This is a genomic window from Halomonas sp. AOP43-D1-4 (assembly GCF_052446175.1).
Taxonomy (GTDB): Bacteria; Pseudomonadota; Gammaproteobacteria; order Pseudomonadales; family Halomonadaceae; genus Vreelandella; species Vreelandella citrativorans.
This window is the reverse complement of record NZ_JBQSVY010000004.1, coordinates 267,977-280,515: the sequence shown is the minus strand read 5'-3', so window position 1 is coordinate 280,515 and position 12,539 is coordinate 267,977. Positions and strand designations below refer to the sequence as shown.

Annotated in this window: 14 protein-coding genes and 1 pseudogene; 12 read left to right on the top strand and 3 right to left on the bottom strand. The window is 48.0% G+C overall.

All coding sequences use genetic code 11. From position 1 onward, the window contains the following. The first annotated feature begins 277 nt into the window (after positions 1-277). Positions 278-703 (top strand): hypothetical protein, encoded by a 426-nt coding sequence (locus ACT3RQ_RS06430; protein WP_225734539.1) that lies wholly within the window; start codon positions 278-280, stop codon positions 701-703. Between the two features lie 291 nt (positions 704-994). On the opposite strand, the gene ACT3RQ_RS06425 is transcribed toward ACT3RQ_RS06430, so the two are convergent. After that, a complete protein-coding gene (locus ACT3RQ_RS06425) occupies positions 995-1,981 on the bottom strand; it encodes a LysR family transcriptional regulator (protein WP_444680158.1) in 987 nt (328 codons plus the stop codon). A gap of 23 nt (positions 1,982-2,004) precedes the next feature. Between ACT3RQ_RS06425 and ACT3RQ_RS06420 the strand changes: the two genes are divergently transcribed. The 11 genes from ACT3RQ_RS06420 to ACT3RQ_RS06370 all read left to right on the top strand — a co-directional run bounded on the left by ACT3RQ_RS06420 (position 2,005) and on the right by ACT3RQ_RS06370 (position 10,965). After that, positions 2,005-3,099, top strand: a complete 1,095-nt coding sequence (locus ACT3RQ_RS06420; RefSeq protein ID WP_096277102.1) for an ABC transporter substrate-binding protein — start codon at positions 2,005-2,007, stop codon at positions 3,097-3,099. After that, positions 3,096-4,154: a FecCD family ABC transporter permease gene (locus tag ACT3RQ_RS06415; protein WP_096277100.1), complete on the top strand. Its 1,059-nt coding sequence runs from the start codon at positions 3,096-3,098 to the stop codon at positions 4,152-4,154. Before ACT3RQ_RS06420 ends, ACT3RQ_RS06415 begins: the two co-directional genes overlap by 4 nt. Before the next feature lie 2 nt (positions 4,155-4,156). Then, on the top strand, positions 4,157-4,981 hold the full coding sequence (locus ACT3RQ_RS06410) for an ABC transporter ATP-binding protein (RefSeq protein WP_016239116.1): 825 nt from the start codon (positions 4,157-4,159) through the stop codon (positions 4,979-4,981). After that, entirely contained in the window at positions 4,974-5,489 is a 516-nt protein-coding gene (locus ACT3RQ_RS06405; protein WP_019282989.1) for a hypothetical protein, read from the top strand. The genes ACT3RQ_RS06410 and ACT3RQ_RS06405 overlap by 8 nt, the downstream gene beginning before the upstream one ends. Before the next feature lie 12 nt (positions 5,490-5,501). Next, complete coding sequence (gene phnG / locus ACT3RQ_RS06400; protein WP_081194694.1) at positions 5,502-5,927, top strand: phosphonate C-P lyase system protein PhnG; 426 nt, start codon at positions 5,502-5,504, stop codon at positions 5,925-5,927. 4 nt (positions 5,928-5,931) lie between these two features. Then, positions 5,932-6,489, top strand: a complete 558-nt coding sequence (phnH, locus tag ACT3RQ_RS06395; RefSeq protein WP_048766753.1) for a phosphonate C-P lyase system protein PhnH — start codon at positions 5,932-5,934, stop codon at positions 6,487-6,489. Then, positions 6,489-7,502, top strand: a complete 1,014-nt coding sequence (locus tag ACT3RQ_RS06390; protein ID WP_444680157.1) for a carbon-phosphorus lyase complex subunit PhnI — start codon at positions 6,489-6,491, stop codon at positions 7,500-7,502. The genes phnH and ACT3RQ_RS06390 overlap by 1 nt, the downstream gene beginning before the upstream one ends. Then, a complete protein-coding gene (locus ACT3RQ_RS06385) occupies positions 7,499-8,311 on the top strand; it encodes an alpha-D-ribose 1-methylphosphonate 5-phosphate C-P-lyase PhnJ (RefSeq protein WP_048766754.1) in 813 nt (270 codons plus the stop codon). The genes ACT3RQ_RS06390 and ACT3RQ_RS06385 overlap by 4 nt, the downstream gene beginning before the upstream one ends. After that, entirely contained in the window at positions 8,304-9,068 is a 765-nt protein-coding gene (locus ACT3RQ_RS06380; protein WP_016239122.1) for an ATP-binding cassette domain-containing protein, read from the top strand. Before ACT3RQ_RS06385 ends, ACT3RQ_RS06380 begins: the two co-directional genes overlap by 8 nt. After that, on the top strand, positions 9,068-9,682 hold the full coding sequence (locus ACT3RQ_RS06375; RefSeq protein ID WP_016239123.1) for an ATP-binding cassette domain-containing protein: 615 nt from the start codon (positions 9,068-9,070) through the stop codon (positions 9,680-9,682). Before ACT3RQ_RS06380 ends, ACT3RQ_RS06375 begins: the two co-directional genes overlap by 1 nt. A gap of 320 nt (positions 9,683-10,002) precedes the next feature. Continuing rightward, positions 10,003-10,965: a porin gene (locus ACT3RQ_RS06370; RefSeq protein ID WP_086961201.1), complete on the top strand. Its 963-nt coding sequence runs from the start codon at positions 10,003-10,005 to the stop codon at positions 10,963-10,965. A gap of 261 nt (positions 10,966-11,226) precedes the next feature. On the opposite strand, the pseudogene ACT3RQ_RS06365 reads toward ACT3RQ_RS06370, so the two are convergent. Together ACT3RQ_RS06365 and ACT3RQ_RS06360 are read right to left on the bottom strand one after the other, a co-directional pair. Then, a pseudogene (locus ACT3RQ_RS06365) lies at positions 11,227-11,838 on the bottom strand (TRAP transporter large permease subunit); the annotation flags it as partial. Continuing rightward, positions 11,768-12,517, bottom strand: coding sequence for a DNA sulfur modification protein DndB (locus tag ACT3RQ_RS06360; protein WP_193057264.1), 750 nt, complete (start codon positions 12,515-12,517; stop codon positions 11,768-11,770). The gene ACT3RQ_RS06360 and the pseudogene ACT3RQ_RS06365, both read right to left, overlap by 71 nt. Positions 12,518-12,539: the final 22 nt, after the last annotated feature.

The following is a 12,539-nucleotide window of genomic DNA, read 5'->3' as shown; positions in this document are numbered from 1 at the left end:
CGTTTCTGATCTTGAGATTGATAGTTTTCCAGCGCTTTTATCTATCCGCTAGGTTGTAGCCATAGGAAGGAAGAACAAATTCAAAGTGAGGAGCCAACAAAGCTATCTCACTGGTAGGTTGAACACCGTAAGGTGGTTAGACGTTATCCATCATCGGCCGCTTATGCATGGCTAGCCTCAAGTACCACGACGATCACTTCCGCGACGGCTAACTTATTAGTATAGCCCCCAGGATAATGGACCAGAGTACATACCCAAAATAAGGGTGCCTAAGATTATGACCACGCCAACTAGTTTGCGCGAAGCTGAGATGGAAGCAAGAGCGCGTCGAGCCGTGATGGAAAGCGGCGATTGGTTAACTGTCGATGAGATATTGCAGTTGCCAGGCGTCCGCTCACGTGGTGATAGTGTTCATCCTGCTCAGTGGAAACAACAAGGTGATATTTTTACTATCAATGACCACGGCACCGATTACTACCCAGCGTTTGGGCTTGAGAAGGATGCTGGCTACCGACCGTATCGCGTCATGTCGAAAATCATCGACATCTTCAAAGAGGATAAAGACGGATGGGGAATGGCCTTTTGGTTTCAGTCGATAAACAGCTATCTTGGCGGGCTAAGGCCCCAGGATCTGATAGCTACAGACCCTGATCTCGTTATTGATGCCGCTCTAGATGAGGTGCGAGGAGTCACACATGGATAGTGAGTAGACCAATATGGGGTAGTGGCAATAACAATCGACACGCTTCAAACGAGCAAAAAAGATAATCAGAGCTCCCCCTAAAGGTGACTTAAGTTATTATGAAGAGCTATCCGTGGAAAGGGGCTATGTCATGTGCAATGGGTCGCCCGCTATACCCCCATAGGGCCATGCCTTTACCGGCGTTGATGTTAGTCTGAATATGCTCACGTGGGTTTAATAACCATTATTTGCGAGGCTACTCATGTCAGCATCAGCCATTTCGCCTCAAAAGCATAGGAATAATGGGCGCGACTACCTGATAGCAGAGGTAATCCATGCTTCACTAAAAGCCTGAGAAATTTGACTCCCCATCATGTATGAGTGACGCCAAAAGCAACCTAATTCACGCTCTGCCGATAAAGCGGGAGGAAGCTCCATCACTGCTAAATGATCCGGTAAATGTACATCTCTTACCCAGCCATACGGCAATAATGCATGACCATAACCTGCGGCAACTAAAGCCATTCGATGCTCAACACCAAGGCCATATGTACGAGTCAAGCCGGAGCTTAATAATTTACTTAAGCCTTCAGTAATTAGCGATGGAACAAAATCATCCTCGCTAAGTGGTAGTAATCCAGGCTCACAGAGCATAAGAGGATGGAGTTCAGGCTGAAGTTTATCGGCTCGCACTAGTAAGACAAAGTGTTCCTTGAATAAGCTTGTATATGCCATCCCCTCAGGAACCGACTGTGCTGCACTAATTAGCAAATCAATTTCACGGTTCTGTAAACGCCGTAACAGACCTTGATGCTTGCCACTAACCAACTCGACTTTAGTTTTACCTGAACGGTGAGCACAAATCTGGATAATCCGTAACAAGTTATCCGGTGCCAGTGAGGAAATCACTCCAATACGTAAGGTTTGCCCAAAGGGAAGAGCTAAGCCATCATCACGTAACCCCTCAAGCCGAGTCACGCCTTCTAAAATTACGGCGATTAAGTCTAAAACTTCCTTTCCAAAGGCAGTGGGTGTTATTATACTCCCCCTTTCAAAAATGGGCTGTCCGAGAATTTCCTCTACTTTTTTTACTTGATAAGACAAGCCCGAGGTCGAAATACCCATGTCTATGGCCGCATAACGAAAACTACGTTTCATTGCGACGGCCTCAACTAAAAGCAAGTCACGCACAGACACTGCTGCTAGCTTGTTCGAAATTACTTCACGCACCGTCATAAACATTTCGATTCCAATTGATGAAACACTGGCTATAATATTTTTAATCAAAATGATAGTCAATCTCATTCTTAATTGGAGAGGTTATGACCTCAATACCCCGTTGCTTTGCCGTGCTAGTAGCGACAACTTTGTTATCAGGTAACTTGTCAGCGCAAGAATTTAACTTTACTGATGTAACCGGACAGGAAATTAAGTTAGAAGCCCCTCCTAGACGTATCATTACTCTGCCCAATCCAGCTGCAGCTACCTTCATCGCAATAGATGGTTCTACCGAGCTGTTAGTGGGTATGAATGAGGGCTCTAAACGAGCCTTTGAGAGCGGTATGATGAGCGTTATGTTTCCTGAAGCTGTTGATATCTCCAGTGACATTTTGTCGGAAAACGGTGGTTGGATGCCCAACGTAGAGGCCATCGCAGAACTTAAACCGGATTTAGTCATCCAGTGGGGTGAGCGCGGCGATGATATCGTAGCTCCACTTCGCAATGCAGGTTTGCCCGTTGCTCTAATGGTAGGCGGTGGCAATGCGGGTACAGAAGAGCTGGCCCGAGCCAATATGAAAATGGTGGCTGATATCACGGGTAATACTGAAAAACTGTCAAAGCTTATTGATTGGCGTGACCGTGTACAAAGTGAAATTACTACTGGTTTAAAACAAGTAGGCTTTCATGCAACACCAAGCATTTTGCATTTGCGCTCTGCCAAATCCAAGTTGACTGCTACTGGTGAGAAAAGTTATCAACAAACCTTCATCGAGCTGGTTGGCGCTAAAAATGTAGCTCAAGGAGCTGGCGTACAAAGCACTGTTAGCGTGGAACAGATTCTTGAATGGAACCCAGATATTATCTTACTTTCCGCAGCAGAGACGGATGCTGGATTAGAAGCGATATACGACGACCCATTACTTTCTCGCTTAAATGCCGCCGTACAAAAACGCGTTTATAAGACACCTCAAGGTGGATATATCTGGGATAGTGCTTCCCATGAAAGCCCCTACACATGGATGTGGCTGGCCAATCTTACTCATCCCGATATTTTCTCTTTTGACCTACGTCACGAATTAAAAGAAGGCTTCAAATTACTTTATAACTTTGACCTATCGGATGAGCAGATAGATCGAATTCTGCGTATTGCTATGAACGGCGACAGTCACGGTTATCAAGTGTTTCGTAAACAATGAACACATATACGCGATCGATTCACTCGTCCTCAGAAATGGTTGAGCCAGTTACCCTGAGCACTTGGCGTGCTAGTCATTGGCCTCTTTTGTCCCTACTGCTTATAGCGACTGTGCTAATCGGGCTATCAGTAGGTCGATACAGCGTAGCGCTAGATGAGATTGTAGCCATCCTATATGCAGCCTTACGAGGTGATAACTCACAGCATATGGATGCGTTGGTGATCTTGAATGTACGCTTGCCGCGCATATTATTGGCAGGAGTATGTGGGGCTGGGCTTGCCATCTGCGGGGTAGCCTTACAAACCTTATTTCGTAACCCTCTCGTTTCACCTAAAGTGCTAGGTTTATCCTCAGGTTCAGCATTAGGAGGATCACTGGCAATTTTGGCTGGAGTAGGGGGGCCGCTACTGATGGGGGCTACGTTTGTATCAGCATTTGCTGCTCTGTTTTTAGTAGTGCTGATTTCAAATATGGCGGGTCGTACTTTGATGACTATTGTGCTTGCTGGAATTGTTATTGATGCTTTATTTGCAGCAGGTATTTCGTTAGTTCAATATGCCGCGGATCCAGAAACGAGTTTACCTGCCATCGTCTTTTGGCTGATGGGAAGCTTTGCAACGGCGAGTTGGGAAAAATTTGCACAAACTGCTCCTATACTCATTGCCAGCATTTACCTACTGAATAGAATGCGCTATCGCATTGCTGTACTCGCTATGGGTGACGACGAAGCTAAGTCGTTTGGCATCCATGTTGCACGCTCCCGGATGATCGTCTTCGCGTTGATTTCTATCATTATCGGCGCCTGCGTAACCGCATCGGGCGTAGTGGGGTGGGTAGGACTCGTAATCCCACACTTTGCTCGTATGTTAGTAGGCGAAGATCACCGCCGGCTCTATTTCACGAGTCTTATGCTGGGTGCCACTTTCATGATTTTGACTGATACGTTGGCTCGTAGTTTAACTGCTGCAGAGATTCCTTTAGGCGTACTCACAGCTCTAGTTGGCGCCCCCGTCTTTGTGTACTTACTATGCACTCGTCGACGTGAAAGGGCTTAATCATGCAAACCGTCTTTACCTCTCATCTCAGTTTAACTGGAGCGTGCGTACGTTTTAGTGAACGTGTGATTTTTCAGGATTTAAGTTTTAACGTACAAAAGGGCGAAACGTTGGCCATTTTGGGCCCAAACGGACGCGGTAAGACTACGTTGCTAAAAGCTCTATTAGGCTCACAACGTTTAGATCAAGGACAACGGCAGGTACCCCACCTCATCGGCTATGTACCTCAATACCAATACGGTAGTGAAAACCATTGTTGCCTCGATGTGGTACTCATGGCACGAGCCGCCTTGCTTCCCATGTTCAGCCTTCCTTCACAGCGGGATCGTAAGCTAGCTCTTGAAGCATTGGAAAAAGTAGGCGGAGGGCATTTTGCTTATCGTTTATATGGCTCTCTATCCGGCGGCGAGCGCCAATTAGTGTTGCTTGCTCGTGCTTTAGCTACTGGTGCTGAGGTACTCATACTTGATGAGCCGGCTTCAGCTTTAGATTTAGCTAATCAGGACTTATTGCTTAACGTCTTATTCGAGTTACGCCGAGTACGTAGCCATTCGGTCGTTTTTACCACTCACCATCCGCAACACGCTCTGCATCTCGCAGACAAAGTACTGCTGATGCACACCAACGATCAGATTAAATTTGGTCCAGCTGATGAGCTGTTAACCGAGTCTGAGTTATCCCGTTTATACAACGTCAGACTACGCCGTCTAATGGTGCAAACGGGAGAACATTTTCAAAGCACAATCTGCCCGGTTTTTGGAATACGTGAACCGGATCAAGATATGCCCATTTCTTATCCTCTAAACAAAGGTAAATACAATGAGTAACGATACAATCTCCTATCTGGAAAATGGACATGAATTTACAGTCCACTTTGATGAGTTATTAAAATACCACGGTGCCGGTTATCCGGGTGGTGTAGCCCACGGGCTAAAAGTTATGCAGCGAGCCTGGCCCTTGCTAGATAATGGTCGTTTGCCTGAACGACGTGAAATTCGCTGTGTCACAGCCTTTGGAGGCCCAGGGGGTAGAGATGCGATTGAGTTTGTTACCCGCGGTCTTACTGAGGGTCGCTACATTGTTGATAACTCAGTAGGGCTCGAAGAAGAAGAGTCCCCCGGTGGTCGTTATTACTTCCGTTTCGAGTACCGTGGCACCGCTGTTGAAATCACCATCCGTCCCGGACACGTACGCCCCGAGTTCATTCAGTTAGCACGCAAGAAAGACCGCTCACCAGAAGAAGAGATCATTTTGGCTGAAATGAAGCTCGAAATGGGAGAACGCTTGTTAGTCCAGCCCGCAGAAGATATTTACAACGCTACCGTATTATCGTAATAAGTCATAGCCATGAGTCAAGAACGTCAAACTTGGCTCGGGCTACTTGCCCGAGCTAACCGAGATTATCTGGAAAATATCTGGGCTACTTACAATCCGGGTGTGCCTATACAAAAACTCGCTGGCCCTGAAACGGGGTTGGTGCAGCTCAATACACAAGCTTGTAAGGCCTCAGTGTCATTTCAGTTTGGTGAGGCTTCTTGTACTCGCTGCGTAATCGCTATTGGGAAAATTCAAGGTTACGCAGTACATTTGGGCTCCGATCTACGCAAAGCGGAGTTAGCGGCCTATCTAGACGCCTTTCTACAAACGGCCCCCTCCCACCAACGTGAGCTGGTGCTGCACCCTATACGCCAACAGTTAGAGCTAAAAAAGGCTGAGAGGGAGCAGCTGACGGCTGCTACTTCTGTACGTTTCTACACCACACAAAAAACTTAGAATCATGAAAATACCTTTACGATCTGAGCACAGACATGACGATGAGTTACATCGGCAGACGCGTACTTATCGGCGACTACTGCATGCCTTTGGTTACCCAATGCGCATACAGCAACTAGAAGAGCGTGCTATTCATTGCATCGTTGACTGCCTTCTAGACAGCCAAACGACGGTAGCTATTGAGGTGGAAAATAAGGAATTAACAAGCCGTATTTTGAATACAGGCGCAACCTTGAGCCAAACTCCCGAATGGGTTTTTGCAGGTTCTCAACGGCATCACTTACAACATATTCCAGCAGGAAGCCGTGAGGCGCCTGAAAGTGGGGCAACCCTTGTCATGGAAATAGCCGCCATATCACCTACAAACGGGGGGCTTGCTATACGAGCCACCGGTGCAGGACTCAACAAACCACACACTTTATATTTTTCAGGGTTACATCAAAATGTAGTCATTGATCATATTGCTTTTCGTGCCGATTACCCGCGTGGAGTGGACCTACTACTATGCGCTGACACGCAGCTGGTTGTATTACCACGTCACTTAACTTTGGAGATCATTTAATGTACGTACCAGTAAAGGGTGGTGAACAAGCAATTGCTGCTTCCCGTATAGCCGTAGAACGGAGTCGCCGAGGCGACGACACAATCCCCGAGATTGAAATTAATCAAATCATGGCACAAATGTCGTTAGCTCTTAATCGGATCATGAGTGAGGGGGGCTTATACGATCGACGTTTTGCTGCTATTGCCTTTAAGCAAGCTCAGGGAGACATTGCCGAAGCGGTATTTCTCGTACGTGCTCATCGCGCGCAATTAGCCAATTTTGGCTCAAGCCAAAACATAGATCTAAAAACAATGCATTACAGTCGCCACATTTCCGCCACGCAAAAAGAGTTGGCTGGAGGGCAAATTTTAGGCGCCACTTACGACTACACCCACCGCTTACTGAATATGGATTTAGAACACTCTCGCCCTCAGTGCGAGTTACCTAAATCAGTGATAACAGCTCCCTCATCGCCCTCTAGCTCTGAGCCACTGTACGCAGATCTTATCCGCACCGAAATATCTAAAGCTCCGATAGACATTACGCGAACTGTTTTGCCTTCTTTACCTGATCCTTGCGAGCGTCTCGCTCATCTCGCTCGTGGCGAAGAAGGCTACTTAACTGGATTAGCTTACGAGAGTTTGCGTAAAGCCTCAACGAGTCATCCCTATGTAGCGCAATTAATGAGAGGGAGCGTTGAAATATTCGTAGAGCTGGAAGACCTCAATTTAACCGTATCCATTGGTGAGGTTGAGTTAACTGCCTGCACTACTGTGGCTCCAAATTTTAGCTCATCTCCACATTTAGAAGCGGGTTTTGGTATTGCTTTTGGAGCTAACGAGCGTAAAGCCGTCGCCATGGCAATCGTAGATCAGCACTTTAAAATTGAGGGTGCTACCAGTGATGCACTCATGCATACCGACGGAGTCGCTGCATCCGGCTATGTCAGCCATTTGAAATTACCTCATTACTCTGACTTTGATGCTGATTTAGCGCGTTTACGCCGAGTTCAGGCTAAGGAGGAAATATGAATTATGCCTACCTTGATCTACCGTCCAAACAAGAAATACGTCGTAAAACCCTAAAAGCACTCTGTCTACCTGGACGTCAAATACCTTTCTCAGCTCCTGAGCTACCCATTGCCTATGGTTGGGGGGTAGGAGGCATGGCTATTACCGCTGCCTTATTAGAACCGAATGACACGTTAAAGGTAGTCGATCATGGTTCGGATGATACCGTTAATGCCCTGAATATCGCGGATTTTTTTACTAAAACGGCAAACATATCAATTACGACAACAAGCTCAAAGGCTACTCTCATTCAAACGCGTCAGCGAGTCCCTGAAAGCCCGTTGCGGGAAGAGCAAATTGTGGTGTACCAAGTTCCTCGACCTGACCCTCTACGTGGATTTATTAATGATGCGGCCGAAGCACTGACACGGCACGCACATCATGATTACGGTGTCGTGTTAAGCGCTCTATTTGAAACATGGTTGCAACAAGATGAGGCGTGCTTAGGATACGACCACCCTGTGATTGTTAATGATGGGGTCTTAATGTCACCGTCGCCTATTCCTGCTATGGATAACCCCCGCATGGCGATGATGCCTGCTATTCAGATTTTTGGCGCCGCACGCGAGCGACGAATTTATGCATTGCCTGCCTATACACCCTTAGCAAACTTAGCTTTTGTTGACCTGCCTGCTAGCCTGAAAAAAGTCGATACAGCATGTTGTATCTGCGGCTCATCTATTCATTATTTGGATAATATTGGTACGTCAAACACCCCCCATTGGGTATGTTCCGACTCCGAAGCATGCAAGGAGCGCGCTCATGTTTAGCTTGCCAGATCCCGTGCTGACAGCACAGGCTATCTCACTTGAAATAGCTGGGCACCGTATTTTGTCGGATTGTCACCTCAAGCTTTATCCTTCCGAGGTTCTCGCTTTAGTCGGCCCCTCAGGTGCTGGAAAATCAAGTCTTCTGAATATACTTGCTGGACGACAGCTATCTAACAACTGTCAGGCTCTTTCCCTTTTAGGCCAGGATTTACTACGTACCAGTCTTTATCAAACTAACCTTTTACGTCGGCGGGCGTGTGGCTATGTGGCTCAGGATGCCAGCACAACCCTAAACCTGAGACAAAGTGCCGCCACTAATATCGTACGTCGTCTTTTTGATTTAGGTGACAACCGTGCGGTTGATGCACTCAAACAAGCACAAAAATGGGGCCAGCGACTTGGTTTATGTCCAGAACGATTACATGAGCCAGTGAAGAACTTTTCGGGAGGGATGCGCCAACGCGTACAAATCGCTGCGGCCATGATCCATCAGCCGAGCATTTTATTTTTAGATGAACCCACTGCTGGTCTCGACTCAGTCGCTCAAGCAGATTTTTTAGATGTGCTCTCTAATTTGAGAAACCAAACACAGACTGCCATGGTGTTTGTGACTCATGACTTACGTCTAGCTCGACTCATTGCTGATCGGGCCATCGTGATGGATCAAGGCCGCATCGTCAGCGAATCCATTATGGATCGTTTGCTTACTGAGCCTGAGCATCTCATCGCCCAAGCTCTTGTTAAGGCAATGATTTAATGAATAAACCAACTGTGATTTTGCAGTATGAAGGCAATGGCATACATCATGGGCCACTTCGCATAACGGCACAAACAGGGCAGATCGTACAGATCTGGGGAGCGTCAGGCTCAGGAAAATCGACTTTGCTCTCACGAATTTGGGGAAGTCGAAGCTTAGGAACGGCACACTTGTGCATACGAACCCACGATCAGCAGTTCACACCAAGCACAATGACACCCGCCCACTTTGCATTTCTACGCTCACGATTAATGTCGTACGTAGGGCAACATCCTACCGTACTACCTCGCGAAAAACTTGTGGATTGGTTTGCTCTAGTCCCCACAAAGACAGTACTCGACGGACTAAGACTGCTGGACCTCTCTCCTAGCTTACTCTCTCGCTATGCCTGTGATGTCTCTGGTGGTGAACTACAGCGTTTTATGTTGCTTCACGCTTATTTTTCTTCTCCTCCAATCTTACTTTTAGATGAGCCCTGTACAGGATTGGATCCAGAGCGTAGTCATCAGGTGAGCACGCTTTTATTACAGGCTAAAGCCGCTCAGAAACTGGTTATTTACACCAGTCATACGAGTGCCAGTTGGGTGGATCAGTCAATCTCTTTAGACGGTTAAACCGTCTACATTTAATTTAACCTGGAAAAGTACTCATAATGAAAAAAATTTTATTGGGATCTGCGTTGAGTGTAGGTTGCCTAAACTTCGTTCATGCCGATACCTCAGTCACACTGGTAATCCCCCCACCAAACCGTAGTGCTTTAAAGTAGAATTTCTCGCAAAGGAAATTCAATGAAAAAGTCTCCCGCTTTGGCTGAGTGAGCGGCTTATTAATGCCTACGCCATACAACATTTAATAAAAAAGAGGAGGGCCAAAAAGAAAAAAAATCTCACGGCAGTGTAAAAAAAAACTCAAAAAGATAAATCAGGGAGTAAACATGTTGTTGAACAACAAAAAATGCCATGGCATTTCTACATTGGCACTAGTAGCAGGTTTAGGGTTTTCAGGAACCACACAGGCATTCAATGTGTATGAAGACGGAGAAACTTACTTTGACCTATATGGCCGTATACACTTGACGTTAAACAACGATGACGGTAACGACTATATTAGTGAAGAAGGTTCACGCCTTGGCTTTAAAGCTGGACATAGGATAAATCCTAAGCTAGAGGGTTTTATAAGAGCCGAGTTTAGATTCACCGCTAATGATCGTGACGAGGCACGGCCTAACGTCATTGATGATATAAGGAACACATATGTAGGGCTACGATTTGAAGACGTCGGAGCCGTAAAGGTTGGTAACTTTGACTCCATCTATTATCAGAACATATCCAAGGTTATCAATGTAAGAAATACTGTGGATTGGCGAGCCTTGGCAAAAGGTGGTGCCCGCGCCCGTGGAAACTCTATCTCTTTTGAATCCCAAAGTTTCGATGGCTTCAGCCTGGGTGTCGCTGGAAAGCTCGATCCAGAAGATGAAGATGCAGGTGAAGAAGAAACACTTAACCTAATGGGATATGTAGCCTATGAAACAGGCCCGGTACGTTTTGCCGCTGGCTATGATGAAGCAGAAGGTGATGATGATGCTCTACTCGGGGCAAGCGTAACCTACAAAATATCTCCACAGCTAAGTGTCGGTGCGTTATTTGAAGAGCAGGGAGATATTCGTCATTATGGTATAGCACCCGTTTTTAGTTACTCAGAAGGCAAAATATACGGGAACGTCAGCTATATGGAAAATAGTGACATGAATTTGAGTGACGTCCAATACGTTGCGGGTGGCAGCTACCGGCTTAGTGATCCAATGTTTGTATATTTAGAATATGCTAGCAGTACAGATAGGGAGATCAATGCGATTGATAAGGATTGGTGGGCTTTAGGGGTTCGATACGATTTCTAAGTTTCACAGAGCCCATTAATACAGGTCTACACAGCACCCCGAAAGTTGAACTCCCAGTTCGACCTTCGGGGTTTAAATCTCGATAGCCTCAAAAATCAAGCGCAACGCCGGTGGAGCTGGTGAAATTGATCCGCCGCATGTCGGGGTGGGCAATTAGATGGTGCACAGCCGGGTACTGCCCGGAAACCTTCATGATGAAGGTATTACCGCACACCACAGAGACATAGCGCTGGCTTGGGTACAGGCAAGCGTACTCACCAACTAGAGCAGAAACAGCGTGCTCAAAATGGGGAAGGCGATTAATAGCGCTAGTCGTATTAAGTCAGAAACCACAAAAGGCGCCACCCCTTTAAATATCTCCCCTAGCCCGACATGTGGCGCCATCGCTTTAATCACAAACACGTTCATCCCCACCGGCGGGGTCATTAGTCCCAGCTCAACGGTCAGTACGGTCAAAATACCGAACCACACCGGGTCGATGCCCATCGCCTGAATAATCGGGTAAACCACCGGCACGGTGATCACCAGCATCGCGATGGAGTCCATGAACATGCCCAGCACGAAGTAGAGCGCCAGGATGCACAGCACGACGACGATGGGCGTTAGATCCATACCGTAGAGTAGGTCAGTGATGGAGAACGAAATGCGCGACACCGAAATGAAGTAACCCAGCGTTTCGGCCCCTACCAGCATAAAGAACACTACCGCGGAGAGCGCCAATGTCTCTTGTACGCTATGCCATAGCTGCGCGCCGCGCATGCCTTTCGCTAAGGCGTAGAGCAGCGTAGCGAATGCCCCAACGCTAGCGCCTTCCGTCGGCGTAAAGGCACCAAAATAGATACCTAAAATCATCACCAGGAAAACGCCAAAAAAGGTACTGGCCAATGTCGCGGGCACGCTTCTCGTTGAGGCTGCGCTGGGCGCGCAGCTCGGGCGGCACGTCCTCTTCATCGAAGACGAACAGCTTGACCAGAACCCCATAGGGAATTTGGGCTATGTAGTATTCCTTGCCCGCCTGGATGCCGCGCACGGCCGGGAACGAGTAGGTGTGTTCCTGGGCGGCCTCGGTGATTTCGCTGGCCGCTGCCTCCCGGCGAGCCGCCGCTTCGGCGCGCTCTTGGCGCTCGGCCTCGACACGCTCGATCTCGGATCGGGCCTGGGCACCATAGCGCTCCACCAGCTCATCGAAGGACAAGCCCAGCGCCGCTAGGCGCCCAGCGTGACGCTCTACCCGGTCGCCCTGAGCCTCGGCATGAGCTGCGCGCTCGGGGTTGTACAGTCCCGGCTCCCAGATCGCTACCAGCAGCGCCACAGCTTCCGACTCCTGGCGTTGCTCCAGGGCAGCCGCCAGAACTTGCGGGTAACGCTCGCCCTTATCTAGCTTGTTCTCGTTCTCGACCACCACGAACGCCTCCAGCGTCTCGGCCTGACGATTCAAGCGGTGCGCTGCGTCGGTAGCGGCATGATCAGCCTTGTGGCCGGACACCACCTCGGCGGATTGGTAGGTCTTCGGGGTGCGGGCGTGGGTTACGACCGTCTCGGTTACGCTCATGACATAGAACATGGTGCTAACT

Bases quoted from the DNA above. Each gene is read 5' to 3' on its own strand.
- ACT3RQ_RS06430 (WP_225734539.1), top strand. From the start codon at position 278: ATGACCACGCCAACTAGTTTGCGCGAAGCTGAGATGGAAGCAAGAGCG.
- ACT3RQ_RS06420 (WP_096277102.1), top strand. From the start codon at position 2,005: ATGACCTCAATACCCCGTTGCTTTGCCGTGCTAGTAGCGACAACTTTG.
- ACT3RQ_RS06415 (WP_096277100.1), top strand. From the start codon at position 3,096: ATGAACACATATACGCGATCGATTCACTCGTCCTCAGAAATGGTTGAG.
- ACT3RQ_RS06410 (WP_016239116.1), top strand. From the start codon at position 4,157: ATGCAAACCGTCTTTACCTCTCATCTCAGTTTAACTGGAGCGTGCGTA.
- ACT3RQ_RS06405 (WP_019282989.1), top strand. From the start codon at position 4,974: ATGAGTAACGATACAATCTCCTATCTGGAAAATGGACATGAATTTACA.
- phnG (WP_081194694.1), top strand. From the start codon at position 5,502: ATGAGTCAAGAACGTCAAACTTGGCTCGGGCTACTTGCCCGAGCTAAC.
- phnH (WP_048766753.1), top strand. From the start codon at position 5,932: ATGAAAATACCTTTACGATCTGAGCACAGACATGACGATGAGTTACAT.
- ACT3RQ_RS06390 (WP_444680157.1), top strand. From the start codon at position 6,489: ATGTACGTACCAGTAAAGGGTGGTGAACAAGCAATTGCTGCTTCCCGT.
- ACT3RQ_RS06385 (WP_048766754.1), top strand. From the start codon at position 7,499: ATGAATTATGCCTACCTTGATCTACCGTCCAAACAAGAAATACGTCGT.
- ACT3RQ_RS06380 (WP_016239122.1), top strand. From the start codon at position 8,304: ATGTTTAGCTTGCCAGATCCCGTGCTGACAGCACAGGCTATCTCACTT.
- ACT3RQ_RS06375 (WP_016239123.1), top strand. From the start codon at position 9,068: ATGAATAAACCAACTGTGATTTTGCAGTATGAAGGCAATGGCATACAT.
- ACT3RQ_RS06370 (WP_086961201.1), top strand. From the start codon at position 10,003: ATGTTGTTGAACAACAAAAAATGCCATGGCATTTCTACATTGGCACTA.
- ACT3RQ_RS06360 (WP_193057264.1), bottom strand. From the start codon at position 12,517: ATGAGCGTAACCGAGACGGTCGTAACCCACGCCCGCACCCCGAAGACC.